Here is a 24,028-nt window from a genome sequence, read left to right as displayed (position 1 = left end):
CAAGTAATGTTAAATCAAGGTGGCTGATTTTTACGCGCCATCTGAATATAAAAAACGTGAATCCACATAGATTGGAACACGTCAAATCAGAGTTGATAAATTCAGTCGTAGGTATCTCGAGCGGTAAACACCCGTAGTCGTGCAGCAGTAATGCTAACCAAGCCATAGTGCTTATTAGCATCGAAGTATTCTCACCGCCATCGATACTTTGAAGTCATCAAGCTTTTTTGGGAACCGAAGAGTTTGCATAGAGCAGAGACTTACTGTGTGACTCTTCTTTGTAGTTGCTATTCGCAATTGGCAGAGGAGAAGTCTTGTGAAGCAATGGTTGTATTGTGCGCTATTGGGGTTACTAGTTGTAGTAGCACCGCGCCTTGGGGCAAGCGAAATGCCCCTAAACATGACCCAAGGTGTCACTAATATTAGTGGTCAAGTGTATGACCTACACATGATCATTTTGTATATTTGCTGCGCCATTGGTTTTTTGGTGTTTGGAGTAATGATTTACTCCATGATATTCCACCGCAAATCAAAAGGCGTTGAACCCGCTAAATTTCACCATAGCACCAAAGTTGAGGTGATATGGACGGTTATCCCTTTCCTTATCCTTATCGGTATGGCTATTCCAGCGACCAAAACTTTGATCGCCATGGAAGACCCATCGAATGCTGACTTAACGATTAAGGTAACGGGTTCACAATGGAAGTGGCATTACAGCTACTTCAATGAAGACGTCGAGTTTTTCAGCGTACTATCGACCCCAAGAGATCAAATCGAGGGCGACGCCACCAAAACCGATACCTACCTACTGGAAGTAGATAAACCTCTAGTCATCCCTACCAATCGTAAAGTGCGCTTTTTAATGACTTCAGATGATGTGATTCACTCCTGGTGGGTACCCGCATTTGCCGTTAAAAAAGATGCTAACCCAGGATTTATTAATGAAGCCTGGACCAAGGTTGATAAGCCTGGCACTTACCGCGGGCAATGCGCCGAGCTATGTGGTAAAGACCACGGCTTTATGCCGGTGGTGGTTGAAGTATTACCAGAAGCTGAATTTGATGCTTGGTTAGCTGACCAAAAACTAGCAGCTAAACAGGCCGAAGTAGAAGCCGCCGCATCGCTTAATAAGACCTTGTCGATGGAAGAGCTGATGGCTCAAGGCGAGCAGGTTTACCTTGCGAGCTGCGCGGCTTGTCACCAACCTAACGGCGCTGGCCTTCCGGGTGTGTTCCCATCACTTATTGGCAGTCCGCTGATTAAGGGCGATGTGTCAGCTCACATTGATATCGTAGTTAACGGTAAACCCGGCACGGCTATGCAGGCATTCAATAAGCAGCTAAGTGCAACTCAAATTGCCGCTGTCGTCACTTATGAGCGCAATGCCTGGGGCAACAACAGCGGCGACTCAGTGCAGGCGATCGATGTTAGCAACCTTACTACAGGAGCTGCCACCAGCTCGAGCGCTGAAACTGAAGCAACCCAAGCGGTACCTGACGCAACCTCGGCTGTCGAAACCATAGAGCAAGCAGCTGAAACTGTGGTTAGTGAAGTCCAAGAGATCGCCAGCGAAGTTGCTCAGGCAGTTGAAGCCGACCTTTCCGAACTCACCCATGAACAGCTAATGAGTGAAGGTGAACAAGTTTACATGGCAAGCTGTGTTGCCTGTCACCAAGCCAATGGCGCAGGTCTTCCTGGTGCTTTCCCATCTCTGATTGGCAGCCCTATCATCAAAGGTGATGTAAGCGGTCATATTGAAGTAGTCAAAAACGGTGCTCCTGGCACGGCAATGCAAGCGTTTGGCGCATTACTGACGCCAAGACAAATCGCTGCGGTAGTGACTTATGAGCGCAACGCTTGGGGTAATAACTCAGGCGATACCGTGCAAGCGAAAGACGTTGACAGTCATGGTCAGTAGGAGAGTGGAACAATGAGCACAATGACACACGAACAAACTGCCGACCATGTACACCATGATGATCATCATGGCGCCCCAAAAGGGCTCATGCGTTGGGTTTTAACCACCAACCACAAAGACATAGGTTCACTCTATCTGTGGTTTAGTTTCTTAATGTTTTTAACTGGCGGCGCAATGGCGATGGTTATTCGCGCCGAACTATTCCAGCCAGGTCTACAACTAGTTGACCCCAACTTCTTCAACCAGATGACCACGGTTCATGGCCTCATCATGGTATTTGGCGCAGTGATGCCAGCCTTTACAGGGTTAGCAAACTGGCTGATCCCCATGATGATTGGCGCGCCAGATATGGCGCTGCCGCGAATGAACAACTGGAGTTTTTGGATCCTACCATTCGCGTTTTCTCTGTTGATAGGCTCGCTATTTATGGAAGGCGGCGGACCTAACTTTGGCTGGACCTTCTATGCACCGCTGTCGACAACCTATAGTCCAGATACCACAGCACTATTTGTATTCTCTGTGCATATTATGGGTATCAGTTCAATCATGGGTGCAATTAACGTTATTGTCACCATCGTCAATATGCGCGCTCCAGGCATGACCTGGATGAAGCTGCCACTGTTTGTGTGGACTTGGTTAATCACGGCATTCTTGCTTATTGCCGTTATGCCTGTCCTCGCCGGTGTTGTCACCATGGTATTGACCGATAAATACTTCGCCACCAGCTTCTTCGATGCTGCCGGTGGCGGTGACCCAGTAATGTTCCAGCATATTTTCTGGTTCTTTGGTCACCCAGAGGTATACATCATGATTCTGCCATCCTTTGGCATTATCTCAGCCATTGTCCCAGCGTTTTGTCGCAAACCGCTGTTTGGTTACGCATCAATGGTCTACGCCACCGCCAGTATCGCAATCTTGTCATTCCTGGTTTGGGCGCATCACATGTTCACTACAGGTATGCCAGTATTTGCTGAGCTATTTTTCATGTACTGCACCATGTTGATTGCAGTGCCAACTGGCGTGAAGGTATTTAACTGGGTAGCCACCATGTGGCGCGGCGCGATGACCTTCGAAACACCTATGTTATTTGCACTGGCATTCATCATCCTGTTTACCATTGGCGGCTTTTCAGGACTGATGCTGGCAATTACACCAGCGGATTTTCAATATCATGACACCTACTTTGTAGTGGCTCACTTCCACTATGTACTGGTATCTGGCGCGGTATTCTCCATTATGGCAGCCGCTTATTACTGGCTACCTAAATGGACAGGTCACATGTACAGCGAGACGTTAGGGCGCTGGCATTTCTGGTGCTCAGTGATTTCGGTCAACGTGCTGTTCTTCCCAATGCACTTCTTGGGTCTTGCGGGTATGCCAAGACGTATCCCTGATTACGCTATTCAGTTTGCAGACGTTAACCAAATCGTATCGATTGGCGGCTTCGCCTTTGGTCTGTCGCAGCTGATTTTCTTAGCTGTGGTGATTAAGTGCGTACGCGGCGGAGAGAAAGCACCAGCAAAACCTTGGGAAGGTGCCGAAGGACTTGAATGGGAAATCCCAAGCCCAGCACCGTATCACTCGTTCACGACTCCACCAGAGGTGAAATGATATGACAGCAAGCCCAAAGTCAAATCGTAAACTACTCACGCTACTGGTGCTTGGCTCAGTGGGTATGTTCGGCTTTGGATTTGCGTTGGTGCCACTTTATGACGTGCTTTGTGATGCGCTAGGCATCAATGGTAAACCTCAAGGCACGGCAAGTACTTATGAAGCTGTGGTTGTCGATGAGAGCCGCACTGTCACTGTCGAGTTTATCGCACATGTACAGTCAGGCATGGCGTGGGACTTTACTCCGCAAGTTAATCGGATTGAGGTACATCCGGGCAAACTTACTCACGCCAAATTCATCGCCCACAATAAGTCTGCTAAAGACACCGTCGGTCAAGCAATTCCATCTGTGTCACCCGGTCAAGGCGCGGCTTACTTTAATAAAACCGAATGTTTTTGCTTTAACCAGCAACCACTAGCCGCGCAAGCAAGCGCCGAGTTACCTCTGATTTTTTATGTGGACCCAGATCTTCCTGAGTCCATCACCACATTGACTCTCTCTTATACCCTCTATGACATCACAGGAAAGGTGGTGAGTGCGATAGAGCAAGGAGCAGCAAAATGACAACAAAACATGAAACCTATTATGTACCCGCCCAGAGTATTTGGCCGATTGTCGGCGCCATAGGGCTATTTTTAATCGCGTTTGGTGCAGGCAGTTATATTCAACAGTTATCAACTGAGCAAAGCTCAGGCGGCTATATCCTGATCGCCGGTATTGGCGTGATTATATTTATGCTATTTGGCTGGTTTAAAAATGTTATCGACGAGTCGATGGCTGGCCTATATTCAGCGCAAATGGATAGATCATTTCGTCAAGGCATGAGCTGGTTTATCTTCTCAGAAGTGATGTTCTTTGGCGCGTTCTTTGGCGCGCTGTTTTACGCGCGCATGATTTCAGTCCCTTGGCTTGGCGGCGCATCAAATAACGCCATGACCCACGAAGTACTGTGGCCGACATTCGAAGCGATGTGGCCACTGATTAAAACTCCAGATGGCACCACAACTGAGGCTATGCCTTGGACCGGCTTGCCGCTAATTAACACCATCATTCTGGTGACCTCGTCAGTCACTTTGCACTTTGCCCACACAAGTCTTGAGAAAATGAAGCGCACACCACTTATCGTGTGGCTCGCAATCACCATTATTCTTGGCTCAGTGTTCTTATACCTGCAGGTGCTGGAGTATACCCACGCCTATCATGATATGGGACTGACGTTAGAGTCGGGTATTTACGGCAATACCTTCTTCTTGCTAACCGGGTTTCACGGCATGCACGTGACCTTGGGCACCTTGTTCTTACTCATTTTGTTCTTGCGAGTATTGAAAGGCCACTTCACCCCAGACAAGCAGTTCGCCTTCGAGGCGGGAAGTTGGTACTGGCACTTTGTTGATGTGGTGTGGCTAGGACTATTTATCTTCGTCTACGTGCTGTAGATACGTGGTGAATAGCTAATAAGGTCTTGGGTTAGGTGCGATAAAACCAAACCCAAGCGCCAGAAGCAACAAGATGACGGCGATAGCTGAAAACAGCACGCGTTTTCCCAAAAATGGCGCCATTGATTGTTTATTTTCGCCTTTAACCAAAATAAACAGCGCCCTAGCTAAGTTAAACATAATGAATATGAGCAGTAGCACTAACACTAACTTAACGATGAATGGGGTTGTCACAGGCAGTCCTTGGAAACGTTATGGTTGGTCAATTGTCGCGTTCATATTAATTACTGTGGCGGTATTTAGCGCTCTGGTCAAGCTGGGCTTATGGCAGTTAGACAGAGCTAAACAAAAGCAAACATGGCAACAAACCTTGAGTGAGCGTCAGCAGCAACGCCAATTAAGCTACAGCGAAATACTGGGGCAGCTGGCTAAGCAACAAACAGATGAGTTTAGCCTACTAAGTGGCTACCAACTTGCCCTTAGCGCGACACCAGTAAGCGAGCAAATCTTGCTACTCGATAATCAAGTCTACCAAGGACAGGTGGGTTATTTAGCATTTCAGCTGCTAACGGTAGCGCCATCACAACCTAGGCTATTGCTTGAATTAGGCTTTGTTGCAGGCAGTAAAGACCGCCGCATATTACCAAGCGTACAGCCGCTACCTTTAGAGCAAGTTGAGTTAACAGGTCGGGTTTATCAAAAACAAATCAACCCAATGAGCCAACAACTGCAAGCCGAGATGGGCAACCCGCTGCGATTTCAAAATCTTAATATTGCTGAGCTAAGTGAATTGCTACAAACACCAATCGCCAATCTAGTGCTGCAGCCCAACTCACTTGCTAACCAACAATTACCTCAGCCATGGCAGCCTATTCCATTAGGGGTGCAAAAACATCAAGGTTATGCCCTGCAGTGGTTCACTATGGCAGCCGTGTTCTTAAGCTTGATGCTATGGCTAGCTGTTAGGTTTATTCGTAAACAACAAACAGGTTTCCTTAAATAAAAAGTACTCGTAAACAAGTATTCATAAACAACAAGCATTAACCCAAAACTAAATTTGATATAAAGAGGAGCAAATATGAACTCCCCAACAACACCGACTAGCGCTAATGTAAAACGCAGCAGAAAAACACTCATCATTGTTTTAGCGGCTTTTATTGTGCCCGTTTTGGCCGCCAAACTTGTACTGTATTTTGACTGGTACCAAGGCGGCGTCACCAACCAAGGGCAACTGCTCGATAGCAGCATGAGCTATCAAAGCATGCAGATGACCAACCCAGCACCTCAGCTATGGCAAATGGCCTACTTATTACCAGAGCAATGTGACCAGTCATGCTTATCACGCCTATATGTACTTAACCAAACTCATGTTGCACTGGGTCGTCACCGAGACCGAGTGACTCCAGTAATTATCACCACCAAACGCAGTGATACCAAAGCATTAAGCCAGTTCGATGTCGACTTTGAAACCGTGCGCGCCTCAAAAGATATGACGGCTCATCTGACTAGTAATCAATTTGTCATTATCGACCCACTTGGCAGCATGGTGATGCAATACCCTGGCGTTGTTGGCCAGCAGCAAAATATCGCCCTAGGTAAAGCCATGATTGCCGATCTACGTAAGATGTTAAAACTCTCGAGGGTTGGCTAATGACGATTAATCGACTACTCAAATTCACCTTAGTTTTTACCCTGGCAGTGATTTTAATGGGCGCCTACACTCGCCTGTCTGACGCTGGCCTTGGCTGTCCTGATTGGCCAGGCTGCTACGGTCAACTAACCGTGCCGTCTACCGCTCAGGATGTTGCTAGTGCAAACCAGCAGTTTCCAGAGCGCGCATTAGAGCAAGATAAAGCTTGGTTAGAGATGATCCACAGATACATTGCAGGTTTATTAGGCTTGATGGTTTTAGCCATTTTAATTATCAGCTTGCGTACTCGTGATGCCCCCAAAAAGCTACCTATGGCCATCGCAGCTTTAATTCTATTTCAGGCGGCCCTTGGTATGTGGACCGTCACCATGAAGCTAATGCCAGTGATTGTAATGGCGCATCTAATTGGTGGTTTTAGCTTATTTTGCCTGTTGTTTTTACTCTATTTACGTCATCAGCCACTTGAAGCTGCTCACGCAGATATTCACGCTAATCCGAATCTAACAACCAACGCCCGCAATCTAGCACCACTGGCGCTAGCTAGCCTGGCAATCTTGGTCATACAAATCATTCTTGGCGGCTGGACATCATCAAACTATGCCGCGCTGGCCTGTACCAGCTTGCCCATTTGTGAAGGTAATTGGATGGACAACCTGTCACCAATACAGGCGTTTTCACTGTGGCAAGGCGAACATGACAGCTATGAATTCGGCGTACTGGACTACGCGGCGCGAATGACTATTCATGTGAGCCATCGCATCTGGGCGGTGGTCACCGCTGTAGCCCTTGGTTATCTAGCATTCAAATTGATCGGCACGGGTTCAACTACCCTGCGTAAAAGTGCCTGGGTATTGCTTGGTCTATTAACTTTGCAACTGCTGCTGGGTGTGTCGAATATCGTAATGCATTTACCTTTAGGTATTGCGGTATCACATAACGGCGGCGCCGCACTACTGCTGCTTTCAGTGGTCTTCATCAACTATTCACTTTGGCGCAAAGCCTAGGTCGAATTTGAGGAAATAACTATGTCGAAACCTATCGCACTTTCTCAGGCAAGCTTATCCAGCTCGCTGCAATGGCGCGCCTATTTTGAAATGACTAAACCTAAAGTTGTGGCGCTGATGCTGCTCACTGTAGTTGTTGGCATGTGCCTGGCGGTGCCAGGCGCTGTGCCACTGCAACCGCTAATTGTCGGACTTGTGGGTATTGGTTTAATGTCAGGCTCCGCTGCCGCGTTTAACCACCTAATTGATCGCCGCATCGATGGCTTAATGGCGCGCACCTATAATCGCCCGCTTCCCAAAGGAAAAATTTCATCAATGCGTGCAGGCATATTTGCCACAGGAATAGGCTTACTTGGCTTTATCTTACTTTACGCCTTGGTGAATCCGTTAACAGCCTGGCTTACCTTTGCCAGTCTCATTGGTTACGCGGTGATTTATACCGCTTACCTTAAACGTGCAACTTCGCAAAACATTGTCATTGGTGGTCTTGCCGGCGCTATGCCGCCACTGCTAGGTTGGACAGCTGTGACCAATGAGCTCCACGGCAATGCACTATTGTTGGTGATAATCATCTTTGCCTGGACCCCACCGCACTTTTGGGCGCTAGCAATTCATCGTCAGAAAGAGTACGCCAAAGTCGATATTCCAATGCTACCGGTCACTCACGGAGTGGAACTCACCAAAACCTGCATCTTGCTATATACAGTGTTGCTGGCATTAGCTTGCTTATTGCCAGTTTTGGTTGGCATGTGTGGACCAGTTTATTTAGTTGGCTCAACACTGCTTAGCTGCGGTTTTATTTATAAAGCATGGCAACTCAAGTTTCATGACGAGCCAGGGTTAGCAATGAAGGTATTTAAGTTCTCTATCTATCACCTAATGCTGCTGTTTATTGTGCTGCTCGTGGACCACTACTTGTGGTAGCAAGGACAAGTCAAATGACAATGAGGTTATCAATGAAGAAGTTACTGTTATTGGCAATGGTGATGTGTGGACTAGGAGCCTGGTTTGCGACTCAGGCTTCAAAACAAACAATTCCAAATTTGAGTACCAGCTATATCTTTGATAACCCAAGAGGCTTAGCGCCATTTGCGCTACGCGACCAATATGGCAATAAATTTGATAATCAGGATCTACAAGACAAGTGGAGCCTATTTTTTATTGGTTTCACTTCTTGTCCTGATATCTGCCCCACTACACTTAATAAGCTGTCTGCTGCCTATCCGCAACTGCAACAAATTGCTCCAAACCTGCAAGTGGTGTTTGTCTCGGCCGACCCTAAGCGCGACACCCAGGCTAAAATGCTCGATTACATCAACTTTTTCAACAAAGACTTCAAGGCCGTCACTGCCGACCACGCCCAGCTATTTCCATTTAGCCGCGATTTAGGTTTCACCTATGCCATGGTGGGTGACGATGCCAATTATCAGGTCGATCACAGCGCCTCTTATGTGCTGGTTTCACCTAAAGGCGAAAAGTTTGCCGTATTTAAAACTCAACAACAGCCGGGTAAAGCGCCACAAATCATCAATGCACAGCTGATCAGCGACTTTGAAAGAATTGTCCGTTTCCAACAAGGATAGGCGCGAGTGTTAAACAGCAAAACACTTTGCTACAACTTTCGGTTTACATACTACTTGTTGCTAAGGTAATTTAATCCAATATTTTTGTTAGTTTTCAATAAATCACCACAATATAGGTCTATATTTAGCAAAGTGGAGATAAACCCTAACTGGATTGAGCATGGCAACAACGACGATTGATTTAGGCTCTGAGATAACCATCAGGAATATTCAGCCTATATACAAGCAGTTACTGTCCCAACAGCAACAAGCCTCTCCAGTCACGCTCGATGCCAGCCAGCTTAATAAAGTTGATACTGCTGGTGCGCAAATGCTGTTCTTTTTTGACCGAACATGCGCTGATAAAAACATCGAACTAACCTGGTTAAATCTCCAGTCCAGCTTAATGCAGCAACTCGCCCATTTAGGGATACGTCTTGTGGATGTAGACGCGTAAGAATGAATGCAAAGGATGAAGTCTAATGAAGAAAATTCTCGCCGTAGATGATTCGACCTCAATGCGACAAATGGTTAGTTTCACGCTTAAAACGGCTGGTTATGAAGTAGCAGAAGCTGCAGACGGTCAAGAAGCGCTGTTATTGGCAAAAGCAAATCAGTTCGATCTCGTCATCTCTGACATTAATATGCCAGTGATGGACGGTATAACCTTGATCAAGGAGCTCAGAGCATTAGATGCCTACAAGTTTGTGCCCTTGCTCATGTTAACCACAGAATCTAGTCCCGAGAAAAAACAAGAAGGCCGCGCCGCAGGAGCAACAGGATGGATAGTAAAACCTTTTAATCCAGATCAGCTCCTTGCCACTGCTCGTAAAGTTTTAGGATAGGTAAATCAAATGGATATTGATTTAAGCCAGTTCAGTCAGGTTTTTTTTGAGGAAAGCCTCGAGGGGCTGGATATCATGGAATCTGAGCTGCTTGAAATTAATATCGACAACCTAAATCACGAGTCCATTAATACCATTTTCCGCGCGGCGCACTCCATCAAAGGCGGCAGCGCAACCTTTGGCTTTAACCAAGTCGCTAACTTTACTCATCTGCTCGAAACCCTGCTAGATGACATTCGCGATGGCAAACGCCAACTTAGCGCCTTGCACGTAGACATGTTATTGCAATCAGTCGACATTCTGCGTGCGATGATCGATGCGCTAATGAACGACAGTGAATACCAAAGTGAGCAGTTACAGAGTTTATCTGCACAATTTGAACAACAACTGGCTCAGCAGCCAACATCAGAACAATCAGAACAACTTCTTGAAGCCAATACTCAAGAATCAGAGGCTCAGGAAACTAACACTCAGGAAACTAGCACTGAAGAAAAGGCGCAACTAGATGCCGCCGATACACAGGCAACCCTGTGGCAAATCAGGTTTGTTCCAGGTGTTGATATTCTGCGCTGCGGTAACGACCCTAGCTATATGTTCACCGAGTTGCAGCAGCTCGGAAAATACCACATTAAGCTCAACGATGTGAGTTACCCAGGTTTTGATGACTTCGACCCAGAAGTTTGCTCACTGCAATGGACGATTACCCTGCTGACAGACAGCCCGCTTGATAGGCTTAAAGAAGTGTTTGAGTGGGTTGAAGATGAATGCCAGCTTGATTACCTCACCCTAGAGCGCAACCCTGAGCAAGAAGCGACTTGGTTTAGTCAGCAGCCAAGCCAGACAGCTGAAGCAAATAACAATGATCAAGCTACCGAGCAATTGGATCTGGGCGCAACAGAAACCTCAAATGCGAATACAGATGGCATTGCAGAATTTGATTTCAGCCAAGCAGTTGCCGAAGCCTTTAATTTTGACGATGAGATAACCAGCAGCCTCAATGATGCGATAGAGCCTTCAGCGCCAATAAAAGAGCCCTCAGCTAAATTGAGTAAGCCTTCAGCTCAACAAGAGCAAGCGAGCACCGCGCCAGCAAACAACTCGCTACTTGCGGAAGTTGCTGACTTAACAGTCATTCAAGCAATCGATGCCGATAACCCCACACAAGCTACGTCTACAAATGATGGGGCGGCAAAACAAACGAGCACAGCAACAAAACAAGCTGTCACTAAAACGAGCGAATCTAGCAGTACTATTCGCGTTGGCATCAATAAAGTCGACCAGCTGATCAATATGGTTGGTGAACTAATTATTACTCAAGCAATGCTAGGTCAAATCGGTCAACAGGAAACCATTGACGACGACATGATGCTTGATTTGCGTATGGGTCTCGAGCAGCTATCGAACCACACCCGTGAGCTACAAGAAAGCGTCATGAAAATCCGCATGTTGCCAATCTCATTCGCTTTTAACCGCTTTCCTCGGCTTATCCATGACATAAGCAAACAGCTGGGTAAAAAAGTCGATCTGGTATTTAACGGTGAAGAAACCGAACTCGACAAAACCGTGATGGAAAAAATTGTCGATCCATTGGTGCACCTTGTGCGTAACGCACTTGACCACGGTATTGAAATGCCTGAGGTAAGGCGCGCTCAAGGTAAGTCAGAAATGGGCACCATTAGTCTCAATGCCTATCATCGCGGCGGCGCGATCATCATTGAAATTATTGATGATGGCGCTGGCTTAAATACCAAAAAAATCCGTGCTATTGCTGAGCAAAAGCAGCTTATTAGTGCCAGCGATAATCTTGCTGATGATGAGATTAACCAGCTTATTTTCCACCCAGGTTTTACCACAGCCGACGAGGTGTCAGATCTATCAGGACGCGGCGTAGGCATGGATGTGGTTAAACGCAACATCACCGACCTTAATGGCACTATTAACCTGCAATCGCAATCAGGCCAAGGCTGCAAAATCACCATTAACCTGCCGCTGACTCTAGCCATTCTTGACGGTCAGCTAGTACGAATTGGCGAGCATATTTATGTGGTGCCATTGGTTGCCATCCATGAGTCTTTGCAAGTTACAGCCAATCAAGTTAATCAGCTCGGCAATAATCAAGAAGTGATCCATCTGCGAGAAGAGTTCATTCCCCTGGTGAGAATTTATCAGCAGTTTAATCACGCCCCAGATGCCAAGCAGCCACAAGATGGCATTGTAATGATTGTCGACAACAACGACAAAAAGGTCGGGTTGCTGGTAGATGAACTGCTATCTCAACAGCAGGTAGTGATTAAAAACTTAGAAGATAATTACACCAAAATTGCCGGCGTTTCTGGCGCGACCATTTTAGGTGATGGCACTGTAGCACTTATTATCGACGTAAACAGCCTGGCACAACTGGCTGGCATTGGCGTCAACAAAGATCATGCTGCGTAGGAGAACAAAGCATTGGAAATGACACATCAACAATCTCAAGCATCACAGGGCAATGTTAATCAGCAGTATTTAACATTTGTTATGGGACGCGAGGAGTATGGCGTTGAGATCTTATGTGTACAAGAAATTCGCGGCTGGCAAAACACCACAGTATTGCCTAATGCACCTGCGCATATCAAAGGCGTAATCAACCTGCGCGGCATTATTGTGCCCATTATCGACTTAAGGCAACGCTTTGGTATTGAGGAGCTAAGTTATGGCCCAACTACCGTCGTCATCGTGGTCAAAATTGCTGTCGAAAAGCAATTCAAAGTCATTGGTATCGTTGTTGATGCAGTATCAGATGTGATTATTGTCGATGACGATGAGCTTAGAGCCACCCCAGACTTTGGTCTTGAAACCGATATCCGCTTTATTAAAGGCTTAACGAGCATTAACGACAACATGGTTATCTTGCTCGATGTACACATGCTTTTAGGCAACGAGATGCTCCCAAGTGCATCTCAGTTATCCAGTATTATCAACCAATTAGAAATTGATTCGTCCGCGACTGAATCAGAATAACTTTACGCGTTACTCGCCGAGGAAGAGAGTATGGAACCAACTCAGTCACACCAAAAAGGATACGTCCCCTTTGCCGCATTTGGTGCCCTAGGAACAGGGGTGATTGCTATCGCAGTTACCTTATCCGATGTCAGCAGCGGCCTTAGCGCGATACTTATGACCGCCTGTGTCGCCCTTATTGTGATGCAAATGTATGTTAGTGGTCAGCGTCAGGCTAACTTAAGTCGTATTATTGACGAGATAACTAACGCCTACTCTTCTGTCGATGAGCCTGAGCTACCAAGCTTGCAAAACCCTGAGTGGCAAAAGATGGACACACTGGTCAAAGCCTGGTGGCAGGACACGCAAAACAGTCGTTTTTACAAACAAGCGATTGATGCCTGTCAGGGCAATGTAATGGTGGCAGATTCTCAATTTGATATTGTCTATTGCAACCCATCGCTGTCTGCCATGTTTAAGGCCAATGAGACAAAGCTTAAGGCTAGTCTCACTCAACTTGACGCCGATAACCTAGTTGGTTGCAACATGGATATCTTCCATAAAAATCCAAACCACCAGCGAAAATTAGTCTCGGCAATGACAAAGGCATTCCAAAGTATCTTTAGCGTTGAAGGGCTCACCTTTCGTCTCACAGCGACCCCGATTACCCGCGATGGAAAACGCATAGGCACAGTGGTTGAGTGGCTAGATATGACAGAGCAAGTCGAGCGCGAAAAACAGGAAAAAGCCCAAGCTGCTGAAACGGCGCGCATTAAGCAGGCACTGGATTGTGTAAGCGCCAATACCATGGTTGCAGACAATAATAACGATATTATTTACACCAACCGTGCACTACAAGCCATGTTCGAAGAAGCTCAAGAAGATGTGCGCGAAGGCTTACCCGCATTTAACGCTAAAAATCTAGTGGGCGAGAATATTGACGTATTCCACAAGAACCCAGTGCATCAACACAATATTTTGGCAAGCCTGCAAGACACTCACCATGCACAATTTAGAGTGGGCAAACGCTTCTTTAAATTCACCGCTAACCCAATTAAGAATGCCGACGATGAACGTATTGGTACTGTGGTTGAGTGGGAAGACCGCACCTCAGAGGTGCGCATCGAGAAAGAGGTGAGTCGCTTAGTTGAAGCCGCGAACCGCGGCGATTTAAGTCAACGTTTAAGTCTGGACGATAAAGACGGCTTCTTCCTGTCATTATCTCAAGGGTTAAATAGCCTGCTCAAGGTATCTGACTCAGTGATTTCTGATGTTGTGGCGCTATTTGATGGCCTTGCGAAAGGAGATTTGAGTACAACGTTATCGGGTGAATATGAAGGTGAATTCAGTAAACTACAGCGCGACGCCAACGCAACCGTTAGCCGATTGACAGAAGTGCTAAGCGAGATCCGTGAAACCGCGAATACAGTCACCGCCAATGCGGAAGAAATTGCTCAGGGCAATATTGATTTGAGTCAGCGCACTGAAGAGCAAGCCGCATCACTTGAAGAAACCGCTGCCAGCATGGAGCAAATGACAGGCACAGTTAAACAAAGCGAAAACAACGCGGCACTTGCTAATAAACTGGCTCAGGAAGCCAGTAGTCGTGCGGAGCTTGGCGGTAGCGTCGTCAAGCAAGCTGTTAGCGCCATGGATGAAATCACAGAATCAAGTAAGCGTATTGCCGACATTATTACCGTAATTGATGAAATTGCCTTCCAAACCAATCTGCTGGCGCTAAATGCTGCAGTAGAGGCCGCAAGAGCGGGCGAGCAAGGACGCGGTTTTGCCGTAGTTGCTGGTGAAGTGCGTAACCTTGCCCAGCGCAGTGCGGGCGCAGCCAAAGAGATTAAAGAGCTTATCCGCGACAGTGTTAGCAAGGTTACTGACGGTACTACGCTTGTAAATCAATCGGGTGACACCCTGAAAGACATTATGAGCTCTGTAAGTAAAGTGGCGGAAATGATCTCTAACATCAGTATTGCCGCCGAACAGCAGTCAGTTGGTATCTTGGAAGTGAACAAGTCTATTTCACAAATGGACCAAATGACCCAACAAAATGCCGCATTAGTTGAAGAGATCTCGGCAGCAGGCGACACCATGACAGAACAAGCTCGCAATATGCGCGGGAAACTCAACTTCTTTAATACTGGACAAGAGTTTGAACCCCACAAAGTCAAAGGTATGAAAGCCAGCGCACAGAAACTGCCTTTTGATGTAAGCCAAGAGGACTGGCATGAGTTCTAATTTGAGCTCACAACTTCAACAACAAACCGATACTGCATTCGACATGGACAAAGAGTTCCCTATGTCGAGTGCAGATTTTGAGGCTATCCGTCAACTTGCATATAAAAGTACCGGAATTGTGCTACCTGCACGCAAAAAACATATGGTTTACTCAAGGTTATCTAGGCGCCTGCGCCAGCTTGGTGAAACAAGTTTTGCTGATTATGTACAACGCTTACAACGGGATGAAACCGAGCTACCTGTATTCATAAATGCACTCACCACTAACCTCACCTACTTTTTTCGCGAGGGGCATCATTTTGAATATCTTAAAGATAAAATTACTCAGCAATGGCTGTCTCGCCCCAATAAACGCCTGCGAGTTTGGTCAGCGGCTTGCTCTACAGGAGAAGAACCATACAGTATCGCAATGACTCTCGCTCACCCATTTGCGACTAACGAATGGGACTTAAAAATTCTGGCGACAGATTTGGATACCAACGTACTAAACACTGCCAAACGTGGCATTTATAGCGATGAAAAGCTGTCTTCAATCCCATCTGAATATGCCAATAAATATGCAAAAAGACAGGGTGAGCATGACTTCACACTAAGCCCACTTATTAGGCAGCTCGTGCATTTTAAACAACTTAACTTGCTAGATGCATGGCCAATGAAAGGTCCGTTTGACGTCATCTTTTGTCGCAATGTATTTATCTATTTTGACCATGAAACGAAAAAGCGCATCATCGCCAGGTTCAGACAACTACTTGCCGACGATGGCTACCTGATTGTTGGTCATTCAGAAACATTGATGCAGCTGAGTGACGAGTTTGTATTTGAAGGGCAAACGATTTATCGCCCAAAACTTTGAGCAACAGAATGCTTTTAAATAACAAAGAGCTTTAAACCAACCATAGCGTTAGATCGCCTCGAATTTTACACAACAGCATTAGGCCAAACAGCGGTGCAGCAACCATAGGAGAGCGAAAAAATGATCAAAGTGCTAGTCATTGACGACTCGGCTCTTATGCGCAAACTGCTGAGCCATATGCTGGAGCAGGCTGAAGATATTGAGGTGGTTGGCACTGCTGAAGATGCCTATCAAGCCCGCGAGCAAATTAAAAAGCTTAATCCTGACGTCATTACTCTAGATGTAGAAATGCCCAAAATGGATGGGCTGGCATTTTTGCGTAACCTAATGCGCCTAAGGCCAATGCCTGTGGTGATGGTGTCATCGTTAACCGAGAAAGGTGCAGCTGTCACCTTAGAGGCGATGGAGCTAGGCGCGGTAGACTTTATTGCCAAACCCAAAAACAATCAGCCACAAGATTTAACTCAGTTCCACCACTATTTGGTGCATAAGGTTCGCGGAGCTAGCCAGGCTAAATATCAGATTAAGCCCAAGCATAAAACGCCGGTTAAGCCACCACGCAAACGTTTTCATAACCGCCTGATAGCCATTGGCGCGTCAACTGGAGGCACTGAGGCAATTCAATATTTGCTAAAGCAAATGCCGCTCACTTGCCCACCTATTTTAATTGCCCAGCACATTCCGCCAGTCTTTAGCGCCTCATTCGCGAAACGGCTTAACAGCAACTGTGAAATTGAGATTATTGAAGCTCAAGGCGGCGAAATGCTCACTCCTGGTACAGCCTATATAGCCCCCGGAGATAAACACCTCACCATAGATGTGCGCCTAGGGTTTGCTTATTGTAAGCTCATCGACAGTGATCCCGTTAACCGCCATAAACCTTCTGTAGATGTATTGTTTGACAGTATCGCTGAGGTACAGGCTAAGTCTGCGGTCGGTGTGTTGCTTACAGGCATGGGGCAAGATGGCAGTAAAGGCTTACTTAAGCTCAATAAAGCCGGAGCCTATACAATTGCTCAAGACGAAGCATCCTCGGTTGTATGGGGCATGCCTGGAGCAGCTGTGGCATTGGGTGCCTGCAATGAGCAACTCAATTTAGAAGACATTGCACCTAAGCTATTTGAGCTACTCGCAATTGAGTAGCTCATAAAGTTGAGATTTGATTGGTGCTAAACAAACGCTAGAACTTATTCTGCAACCCAGGTGCCATCATTTTTAGGTCTAACCCAGGCTTGAGAAAACCAATAGTAGCCTTTACCTGATTTACTCGGCGCAGTGCAGTTGTATCGCGAGCGCCCCGCAGGTAAGTCTGTCACCGCCTGAATCGTAAACTCATCTTCATTCAACCACTCAGGCTTGTTTGCACCCTGCCCTTGCACAAAACACATCAACTGATGAGGATGGATATCACTCATATCTAATTTGACCGTTAACCTAGGTCGCCACTGACCTTGCTCTAAAAGCGGATCGGTTTTGTTTTGGGTAATTACGGGCATATTCAAGCTAGTAAACTTCACTTTCAGCTCGTTAATATCAGCGTAAGCATGTGCCACAGGAAAACGCGGCAGCGCAGTTAAAATTGAATGTGGGCCAGCTGCGCCTGACTGCTGACCAAAGCCAATATAACCAAGATCTTTTATCAAGCTTGCCACTTGACTGTTATATTCTCCGTAAGGATAAGCTAGCATTTTCACGCTTTGCCCAGTTTCTTTGAGGATTTTCTCTTCAGTGTCAACAATACTCTTCTCAACTCGCTGCAACCATTGTGAATCACTTTCACCATCAAGCTTACGAATTAAATGCTCATGCTCCCAAGTGTGGTTAGCTATCGTCGCGCCGCCTTGGGCAAGCTCACGAATTTGCTGCCAACTCATCATGCCTTTATAACCCGCAGCAATGGGCTCAGCTGCAACAAATACAGTATAAGGAAACTGGTATTTATCAAGAATCGGCGCAGCGTTGTTGATTATATTGTCATAGCCATCATCGAAGGTGATCACAATCGATTTAGCTGGCATCGCCTTGCGAAATTTAATAGCTTCAACGGCATCAGTAATGCTAACAACATTAAAATCATTATCTGCCAGATACGCCATTTGCTCGGCAAATTGCGCTGGGGTAACACTGGTACTTTTAGGTGTAGTGTCAGAGACGTGATGATACTGTAAAATAACCACCGCATGCGCTGAATAGCTCAGCAGCATACCAATACTGCAAAGCAATAAACCTAACTTTTTGAGCATGACTTTCACCCTATGTCTGTAACGTCTATTTTGTTCGACCGCCAAAAGAATCGCCAGCTCCTGCTGCTAGCGACACCGATGATTTTGTCTAATATCACTGTCCCATTACTTGGACTGATTGATACAGCGGTCATTGGTCATCTAGAGCACGCATATTACCTTGGCGGCGTGGCGCTAGGTAGTACTATGCTCACTTTGATTATTTGGTTGCTTGGCTTTTTACGCATGTCGACCACAGGGTTGGTCGCCCAAGCTTATGGCGCAAATGATAATGCGGCACAGCAACAATTATTAGCGCAAGGCAGTTTGATTGCCATCATTCTGGGTATATGCGCCATTATTTTGCAACAACCCTTGCTTGAATTGGCACTGAGCTTAAGTGATGCCAGCGACAAGGTACAGTTTTATGCGCAGCAATATGTCGAAATTCGTATCTGGTCGACTCCTTTTGCACTACTCAATTTAGTGCTACTAGGTTGGTTGCTGGGGCGCCAGGCACCAAAAGCAGCCATGTGGCAATTGATTATTGCCAACTCGGTCAATATCGCACTCGATTTATTGTTTGTCATCGGCTTTGGCTGGCAGGTACAAGGGGCAGCTTGGGCATCGGTGTGCGCCGACATTAGTGCCTTTGCCGTGGCTGCAACACTAGTGCGCCAGCAACTCCTGCTCGATAAACAATTTTCATGGCAGCAACTCATTAAATATTGCCGCTTTAAAGGTATGTCAGGACTGTTGTCACTCAATCGCGATATCTTTATTCGCAGCTTATGCTTACAAGCCGCATTTAGTTTTATGGTGTTTTACGGGGCAGGTATTGGCGATAACACCATTGCTGCCAATGCGGTACTGCTCAACCTAGTATTGCTGATCTCATACGCCCTAGACGGCATAGCATACTACGCTGAAGCTGAAGTAGGTAAAGCCTATGGCGCAAAAAAACCTAAATTGATGACCGACTCAGTCACACTCGCATTTTTTTGGTCGGCGTTGACAGCAATATTGTTTAGTTGCAGCTTTTTACTGTTTAAGCAGCCCTTGATTGCCATGCTCACCAATATAGAGCAAGTGCAAACCACCGCGATGCAATACAGTATCTACTTAGTGTTGATGCCGATTGTCGCGTTTAATTGCTACCTGTTTGACGGCGTTTATATTGGCGCAGCCAAAGGCAAGATTATGCGCAACAGCATGATGCTCGCAACTTTTGGTGTCTACTTTCCGCTGTGGTATTTGCTGCAAGACATGGGCAATCACGCACTTTGGCTTGCTCTAGCTGCTTTTATGTTAATGCGAAGCATAAGCTTAGGTGCTCACTACCTGCTGCGACTCAGGCATCAGCTGCAAGGGTAATTTCTGCAAGATAAATCGTGAACTTACAATACATATATTTTGGAAATCTTACCGATACCGTGCATCATGCGATTGAATCTTACTGCCAAACCAAATAAAGTAAGCAATTCATAAATATGAAAAAAGTGGAGTAATATGAAACGGAACTTCCTTGGGTTATTGGCAGCAATAGCCAGCACAGTTATGTGCGCTTATCACACTCAAATCGCTCATGCTGAGCAACCCACATCAAACCAAACTGTGCAACAACTCCCAGCAGAGGCCTTTGGAAGTCTTCCGGATGTAAGTAATGTAAGACTCTCCCCTGATGGAAATCATATTGCCTTTGTGCAGCGCTTAGATGGCAAAGAGCCAGGCAGCGTAATCAGCATTTTTAATGTGGCTGATAAAAGCCAAATCTACCCTATTCGCACCGACAACAAACGTTTTCGCATTACCAATCTAACCTGGGCAAACAACGATATTTTGCTGGTAAAAGCCAACTTCCCAGCAACTCGCTATGGCACACCAGTAACTGAATCACGCTTGGTTAAGTACTCACTTACAGAAAAGAAGATGAGTAATGTGCTGAAAAAATCAGTAATGAAGCGCTTTAAGTGGATACCGCAATTTCAATCTAACGTGATTGATTACCTGCCTGAAGATGACGAGCATATCCTGATGCAGTTTCGCGGCATGGGGAATACCCCAGAATATCCGTCAGTAATGAAAGTAAACTTAGCTGGTGGACGCTCGCACTGGGTACAACCATCTCGCCGCGATGTCTGGGACTGGATAACCGACCGTCAACACACTGTACGTATTGGTATCTACCGCGACGACACAGCTTATCGCATCTATGAGCAATCTGAGAACAAAGGCGATATGCGAGTGCTGTGGGAGTTTGAGGCATTTGAAGAGAACGTAATTTGGCCAGTAGGCTTTGATCACGACCCAAACATCTTATACGTCAATTCCTACGTTGATGGTTATAAGGCCTTATCTAAAGTTGATCTGCGCGATCCTGAACTGAAGCTTGAGCTAGTATTTAGCCGAGAAGGCCGTGATGTAAACCCATCACTTGTCTATTCGCGGGCGAAAAAGAAAGTCATTGGCTTTACTGATGGCGATGACTCTGATTACACCTTCTGGGACAACGACCTAACAAAACTCGCCAATGGTCTGGACAAAGCACTACCTGATTTTAATAACGAGATTATCAGTTTAAGTGATGATAACCGCCGCTATATCTTGCTTACCACCAACCAAACAGAATCTGGCACCTTCTTCTTTGGTGATCGCGATACCCAAGACCTAGCGCCATTTGCCTATCGCTACCGGGCACTGCCACCAGAGCTAATGGCGAAAACCAAGAGTCACATTTATAAAGCAAGAGATGGCCAAGAAATCCAAGCCTTCTTAACAACACCAAAAGGCGTTGAGGCGAAAAATTTGCCGTTAATAGTTCACCCTCACGGCGGGCCAATCAGCTTCAGTAATGCAGGCTTTAGCAACTGGAGTCAATTCTTTGCAAACCAGGGTTATGCCGTACTACAAATGAACTATCGCGGCTCTATTGGCTATGGTTTTGATTTTATGAAAGCCGGTATTGCCAAGTGGGGCCAACAAATGCAAACCGACGTAGAGGACGCGACTCGCTGGGCAATCGAGCAAGGCATTGCTGACCCTAAACGTATTTGTATTGTGGGAGGGAGCTACGGTGGCTATGCAGCCATGATGGAAGTGGCAACCACCAAAAACCTCTATCAATGCGCGGTTAGTTTTGCCGGGGTGATGGATGTGGAAGATTTAGTCAAAAATCATCGTAATTTTACCAACTATGACATAGTCAAAAAACAAGTTGGTGATGACTTTGACGTGCTCTACGAAAACTCACCGGTGTACCATGCTAAAAATGTCGACGTACCTGTGTTACTCATTCACGGAGAAAAAGACCGTGTGGTGCGAGTCGATCACAGTGAAGACATGTACGACGCGCTCAAAAAACATAATAAGGATGTTGAGTACATCGAATTGGAAAACGGCACTCATTACCTTACCAACAATAAAAATCGAGTTGCCACCTTTAAGGCAATGGAACGCTTTCTAGCTGAAAACCTAAAATCCACGACCCAGCTGTAGTTCGCTGCGAGTCTATTAAACAAGGTTCGTTAAATGACCTGGTCACTGACTAGGTCATTTTTATTCCCCCTTTTACCCAGCTCAAGCAACCAAGATCAACTTGGTGCTTGTGTGATCTCACTAACACCTTAAGTAAATAAAGCCAATCTTTACACTTCTTTAATTGAACACACAAATAGGAGTAATTATCATTCTCGAAATTTTATTGTGGTTTGATAGCCACAAGTCTCGTTAATTACTGATTCATATTGGGAATAATCAGAATAACCTAGGTAGTAATATGAACATTGTCGCAGCGCTAAAGTGGTTCCATAACTGGGTAGGGTTTGTCATCACCTTAACCATGTTAATCGTCCTGTCCACCGGGGTTTATCTCGGTGCTATGGATATTTTAAAACGTATTGATGATAAAGGTCAGGTTTACGCACCTATGACAACTGAGCAAAAAGCTCAATCTGTCGCGGCAATTTTTGAACGCTACCCTGAAATGAGTTCGGTGAACTTCCCAACTGAATATCGCCCTTATCTACAAGCTAGCACCCGTGGTAAAGCTATTTTCCTTGACCAAGAGCTCAATGAAATTGGCGATTACAACATGCGGGAAATACCATTTTACAGCACCATTTTCTGGCTGCACCGTAACTTCTTGCTGGATGATTTTGGTAAATACACCAATGGCATCGCATCTTTATTAGGTGGCGTGATCACCCTAGTCGGTATTTACCTATGGTGGCGAGTACGTAAAGGCTTTCGCCTTAAACAGTCTATTCCAAGTAACACCCGCTCAAGCAGCCTGGTAAAAAGCCATATTCAACTGGGCTTATTTATTTCAGTGCCGCTATTTATCTTATGTATTTCAGGCTTTTTAATTACTTATAAAGGCCTATGGTTTGGTGCACTAAAACACACGCCAGCAGTGGAAATGCAATACCCAACTGCTACGGCGAAAGATTGGCATAGTCAGCTGACCCTAGCACAAGCGCAATGGCCAGAGTCAGACCTAGTGAGTGTCAGCAAACAGCGTGCTAAAAAACCAAAAGACGGTGAAAAGCCAAAGCCACAACCACTGCGTTATAACGTACGTTTTGACGAGCATAGTGGTGTATGGCTACGTAACGCTGATAATATCGCAATGAACTTTGATACAGGCGCAATGACTTCAAAGCTTAAGCACAGTGAACGTGACTTAAGTGGTCGTGTGGCAACCTTTGTTCGCCCTCTGCATGATGCGATGAACATGCCGCTTAGCTACTCAATCTTCATTACCCTGATTGCAGTCGTAGGCACAGTTATCTTGCTGTTCAGTACTGTTACCTTCTACCGCCGTACCTTTAAAAAGCGTAAAAGCTGATTGAGAAAGTAATATATAAATAAAAAGTGGCTCTCCGTGAGCCACTTTTTATTGGGATATAGCTAATTTGTTGAGGTACAGATAAGGGCTGCAATAGGAGAGCCTTTAACAGGCTAGTGCAAGCGCATGAGATCTCACCCGCTTAACAGCTACATAAACTTACCAATCATTTATTACTGAATAATCAGTTTGGCCGTACCGCCAACTGAGTCATATTGAATTTTGATTTCGGCATTGCGCCGCCCACGAGTTTCACCCAATGTGCGCAGAACATAAGTGCATTGTGAGGCATGACCAGAATTAGAGTTATCATCCTGATGACGATACGACTGGTAGTCACTACCATCATCATTGCGCGATACGCTTGGTGGGTCGGTAAGTAGGTTATTCCACAAATCAATACAGCCTTGCTGCCCACGACCGACATTATCGGGGTTGCCCATAGGATTGCCCTTATCGATACCTAATGGGTATCCATTAGCATTGACATCAAAATCATCATTACCAAATCCGGGCAAATCATTAGTAAAGGTGTTAATACCTAACATTTGCCAGCGCGTGTGCACAAACGACACTGACTGCTGATACGCTGCAGCGACAGCCTTAGCGCGGCTAATTTCAGCATCACGCTTCACATCGAGAAACTTAGGCGCAGCAATCACTGCTATCACCGCCAAAATAATGATAACGACAACAAGCTCGATTAAGGTAAAGCCGCGCTCAACATCTTGCCTAGATTTCATTGCACCTACTTAAATTTAACCTGAACTCTGTACTAGAGGTCTCAACACTTCCTTATTCAGAGTTAAGGTTATTAAACATCCATATAATAAGATTAGCATATTACGCTCAT

22 protein-coding genes are annotated in these 24,028 nt (G+C 45.9%); 19 read left to right on the top strand and 3 right to left on the bottom strand.

What is annotated here, in order from left to right:
• Positions 1–316: 316 nt before the first annotated feature.
• Genes coxB through EXU30_RS12420 form a run of 4 tightly spaced genes read left to right on the top strand, consistent with a single transcriptional unit; the run spans position 317 to position 4,966 of the window.
• Positions 317–1,918, top strand: coding sequence for a cytochrome c oxidase subunit II (gene coxB / locus EXU30_RS12435; protein WP_130600497.1), 1,602 nt, complete (start codon positions 317–319; stop codon positions 1,916–1,918).
• A 12-nt stretch (positions 1,919–1,930) separates the two neighbouring features.
• Entirely contained in the window at positions 1,931–3,529 is a 1,599-nt protein-coding gene (gene ctaD / locus EXU30_RS12430) for a cytochrome c oxidase subunit I (RefSeq protein WP_130600495.1), read from the top strand.
• A gap of 1 nt (position 3,530) precedes the next feature.
• Complete coding sequence (locus EXU30_RS12425) at positions 3,531–4,094, top strand: cytochrome c oxidase assembly protein (RefSeq protein WP_130600493.1); 564 nt, start codon at positions 3,531–3,533, stop codon at positions 4,092–4,094.
• A complete protein-coding gene (locus tag EXU30_RS12420; RefSeq protein WP_130600491.1) occupies positions 4,091–4,966 on the top strand; it encodes a cytochrome c oxidase subunit 3 in 876 nt (291 codons plus the stop codon). The genes EXU30_RS12425 and EXU30_RS12420 overlap by 4 nt, the downstream gene beginning before the upstream one ends.
• 15 nt (positions 4,967–4,981) lie before the next feature.
• On the opposite strand, the gene EXU30_RS12415 is transcribed toward EXU30_RS12420, so the two are convergent.
• Positions 4,982–5,200: a DUF2909 family protein gene (locus tag EXU30_RS12415; RefSeq protein WP_130600489.1), complete on the bottom strand. Its 219-nt coding sequence runs from the start codon at positions 5,198–5,200 to the stop codon at positions 4,982–4,984.
• Between EXU30_RS12415 and EXU30_RS12410 the strand changes: the two genes are divergently transcribed.
• The 12 genes from EXU30_RS12410 (at position 5,145) to EXU30_RS12350 (ending at position 17,250) form a co-directional block, all read left to right on the top strand.
• A complete protein-coding gene (locus EXU30_RS12410; RefSeq protein ID WP_242620411.1) occupies positions 5,145–5,969 on the top strand; it encodes an SURF1 family protein in 825 nt (274 codons plus the stop codon). The two genes, EXU30_RS12415 and EXU30_RS12410, sit on opposite strands and share 56 nt — an antisense overlap.
• A gap of 75 nt (positions 5,970–6,044) precedes the next feature.
• A complete protein-coding gene (locus EXU30_RS12405) occupies positions 6,045–6,617 on the top strand; it encodes a hypothetical protein (RefSeq protein WP_130600485.1) in 573 nt (190 codons plus the stop codon).
• Positions 6,617–7,621 (top strand): COX15/CtaA family protein, encoded by a 1,005-nt coding sequence (locus EXU30_RS12400; RefSeq protein ID WP_130600483.1) that lies wholly within the window; start codon positions 6,617–6,619, stop codon positions 7,619–7,621. Before EXU30_RS12405 ends, EXU30_RS12400 begins: the two co-directional genes overlap by 1 nt.
• Before the next feature lie 21 nt (positions 7,622–7,642).
• Positions 7,643–8,545, top strand: coding sequence for a heme o synthase (cyoE, locus tag EXU30_RS12395; RefSeq protein ID WP_130600481.1), 903 nt, complete (start codon positions 7,643–7,645; stop codon positions 8,543–8,545).
• A 14-nt stretch (positions 8,546–8,559) separates the two neighbouring features.
• On the top strand, positions 8,560–9,204 hold the full coding sequence (locus EXU30_RS12390; RefSeq protein WP_165399012.1) for an SCO family protein: 645 nt from the start codon (positions 8,560–8,562) through the stop codon (positions 9,202–9,204).
• A gap of 160 nt (positions 9,205–9,364) precedes the next feature.
• Entirely contained in the window at positions 9,365–9,640 is a 276-nt protein-coding gene (locus tag EXU30_RS12385; protein ID WP_130600479.1) for an STAS domain-containing protein, read from the top strand.
• 25 nt (positions 9,641–9,665) lie between these two features.
• Entirely contained in the window at positions 9,666–10,028 is a 363-nt protein-coding gene (locus EXU30_RS12380; protein WP_130600477.1) for a response regulator, read from the top strand.
• Between the two features lie 9 nt (positions 10,029–10,037).
• Positions 10,038–12,464 carry a chemotaxis protein CheA gene (locus EXU30_RS20395; protein ID WP_207234066.1) on the top strand — a complete coding sequence of 809 codons (2,427 nt, stop codon included), beginning with the start codon at positions 10,038–10,040 and terminating at the stop codon, positions 12,462–12,464.
• 18 nt (positions 12,465–12,482) lie between these two features.
• A complete protein-coding gene (locus EXU30_RS12365; RefSeq protein ID WP_130600475.1) occupies positions 12,483–13,028 on the top strand; it encodes a chemotaxis protein CheW in 546 nt (181 codons plus the stop codon).
• 30 nt (positions 13,029–13,058) lie between these two features.
• Positions 13,059–15,254 (top strand): methyl-accepting chemotaxis protein, encoded by a 2,196-nt coding sequence (locus tag EXU30_RS12360; protein WP_130600473.1) that lies wholly within the window; start codon positions 13,059–13,061, stop codon positions 15,252–15,254.
• Positions 15,244–16,107 (top strand): CheR family methyltransferase, encoded by an 864-nt coding sequence (locus tag EXU30_RS12355; protein WP_341274626.1) that lies wholly within the window; start codon positions 15,244–15,246, stop codon positions 16,105–16,107. Before EXU30_RS12360 ends, EXU30_RS12355 begins: the two co-directional genes overlap by 11 nt.
• A gap of 120 nt (positions 16,108–16,227) precedes the next feature.
• Entirely contained in the window at positions 16,228–17,250 is a 1,023-nt protein-coding gene (locus EXU30_RS12350; protein ID WP_130600471.1) for a protein-glutamate methylesterase/protein-glutamine glutaminase, read from the top strand.
• A gap of 44 nt (positions 17,251–17,294) precedes the next feature.
• Here EXU30_RS12350 and EXU30_RS12345 read toward each other — a convergent pair whose 3' ends face one another.
• Positions 17,295–18,350 (bottom strand): polysaccharide deacetylase family protein, encoded by a 1,056-nt coding sequence (locus tag EXU30_RS12345; protein ID WP_130600469.1) that lies wholly within the window; start codon positions 18,348–18,350, stop codon positions 17,295–17,297.
• A gap of 12 nt (positions 18,351–18,362) precedes the next feature.
• Between EXU30_RS12345 and EXU30_RS12340 the strand changes: the two genes are divergently transcribed.
• From EXU30_RS12340 to EXU30_RS12330, 3 genes are all read left to right on the top strand, one after another.
• The gene (locus tag EXU30_RS12340; RefSeq protein WP_130600467.1) at positions 18,363–19,703 is read left to right on the top strand and encodes an MATE family efflux transporter; all 1,341 of its coding nucleotides are present in this window, start codon (positions 18,363–18,365) and stop codon (positions 19,701–19,703) included.
• Between the two features lie 135 nt (positions 19,704–19,838).
• Positions 19,839–21,824 carry an alpha/beta hydrolase family protein gene (locus EXU30_RS12335; protein ID WP_242620201.1) on the top strand — a complete coding sequence of 662 codons (1,986 nt, stop codon included), beginning with the start codon at positions 19,839–19,841 and terminating at the stop codon, positions 21,822–21,824.
• Positions 21,825–22,104: 280 nt separating this feature from the next.
• Entirely contained in the window at positions 22,105–23,175 is a 1,071-nt protein-coding gene (locus EXU30_RS12330; protein WP_130600465.1) for a PepSY-associated TM helix domain-containing protein, read from the top strand.
• Between the two features lie 173 nt (positions 23,176–23,348).
• Here EXU30_RS12330 and EXU30_RS12325 read toward each other — a convergent pair whose 3' ends face one another.
• Positions 23,349–23,918, bottom strand: coding sequence for a prepilin-type N-terminal cleavage/methylation domain-containing protein (locus EXU30_RS12325; protein ID WP_130600463.1), 570 nt, complete (start codon positions 23,916–23,918; stop codon positions 23,349–23,351).
• Positions 23,919–24,028 lie beyond the last annotated feature (110 nt).

It is taken from the genome of Shewanella maritima, assembly GCF_004295345.1.
GTDB classification, from domain to species: Bacteria; Pseudomonadota; Gammaproteobacteria; order Enterobacterales; family Shewanellaceae; genus Shewanella; species Shewanella maritima.
Note: the sequence above shows the minus strand (reverse complement) of the source record. Positions and strands in the feature narration are given on the sequence as shown.

Excerpts from the sequence above, each read along its gene's own strand:
- EXU30_RS12365 (WP_130600475.1), top strand. The coding sequence starts at position 12,483 with ATGACACATCAACAATCTCAAGCATCACAGGGCAATGTTAATCAGCAG.
- EXU30_RS12335 (WP_242620201.1), top strand. The coding sequence starts at position 19,839 with ATGAAACGGAACTTCCTTGGGTTATTGGCAGCAATAGCCAGCACAGTT.
- EXU30_RS12355 (WP_341274626.1), top strand. The coding sequence starts at position 15,244 with ATGAGTTCTAATTTGAGCTCACAACTTCAACAACAAACCGATACTGCA.
- EXU30_RS12340 (WP_130600467.1), top strand. The coding sequence starts at position 18,363 with ATGTCTGTAACGTCTATTTTGTTCGACCGCCAAAAGAATCGCCAGCTC.
- EXU30_RS12385 (WP_130600479.1), top strand. The coding sequence starts at position 9,365 with ATGGCAACAACGACGATTGATTTAGGCTCTGAGATAACCATCAGGAAT.
- cyoE (WP_130600481.1), top strand. The coding sequence starts at position 7,643 with ATGTCGAAACCTATCGCACTTTCTCAGGCAAGCTTATCCAGCTCGCTG.
- EXU30_RS12330 (WP_130600465.1), top strand. The coding sequence starts at position 22,105 with ATGAACATTGTCGCAGCGCTAAAGTGGTTCCATAACTGGGTAGGGTTT.
- EXU30_RS20395 (WP_207234066.1), top strand. The coding sequence starts at position 10,038 with ATGGATATTGATTTAAGCCAGTTCAGTCAGGTTTTTTTTGAGGAAAGC.
- EXU30_RS12345 (WP_130600469.1), bottom strand. The coding sequence starts at position 18,350 with ATGCTCAAAAAGTTAGGTTTATTGCTTTGCAGTATTGGTATGCTGCTG.
- EXU30_RS12420 (WP_130600491.1), top strand. The coding sequence starts at position 4,091 with ATGACAACAAAACATGAAACCTATTATGTACCCGCCCAGAGTATTTGG.
- EXU30_RS12325 (WP_130600463.1), bottom strand. The coding sequence starts at position 23,918 with ATGAAATCTAGGCAAGATGTTGAGCGCGGCTTTACCTTAATCGAGCTT.
- ctaD (WP_130600495.1), top strand. The coding sequence starts at position 1,931 with ATGAGCACAATGACACACGAACAAACTGCCGACCATGTACACCATGAT.
- EXU30_RS12390 (WP_165399012.1), top strand. The coding sequence starts at position 8,560 with ATGACAATGAGGTTATCAATGAAGAAGTTACTGTTATTGGCAATGGTG.
- EXU30_RS12350 (WP_130600471.1), top strand. The coding sequence starts at position 16,228 with ATGATCAAAGTGCTAGTCATTGACGACTCGGCTCTTATGCGCAAACTG.
- EXU30_RS12360 (WP_130600473.1), top strand. The coding sequence starts at position 13,059 with ATGGAACCAACTCAGTCACACCAAAAAGGATACGTCCCCTTTGCCGCA.
- EXU30_RS12425 (WP_130600493.1), top strand. The coding sequence starts at position 3,531 with ATGACAGCAAGCCCAAAGTCAAATCGTAAACTACTCACGCTACTGGTG.
- EXU30_RS12405 (WP_130600485.1), top strand. The coding sequence starts at position 6,045 with ATGAACTCCCCAACAACACCGACTAGCGCTAATGTAAAACGCAGCAGA.
- EXU30_RS12380 (WP_130600477.1), top strand. The coding sequence starts at position 9,666 with ATGAAGAAAATTCTCGCCGTAGATGATTCGACCTCAATGCGACAAATG.
- EXU30_RS12400 (WP_130600483.1), top strand. The coding sequence starts at position 6,617 with ATGACGATTAATCGACTACTCAAATTCACCTTAGTTTTTACCCTGGCA.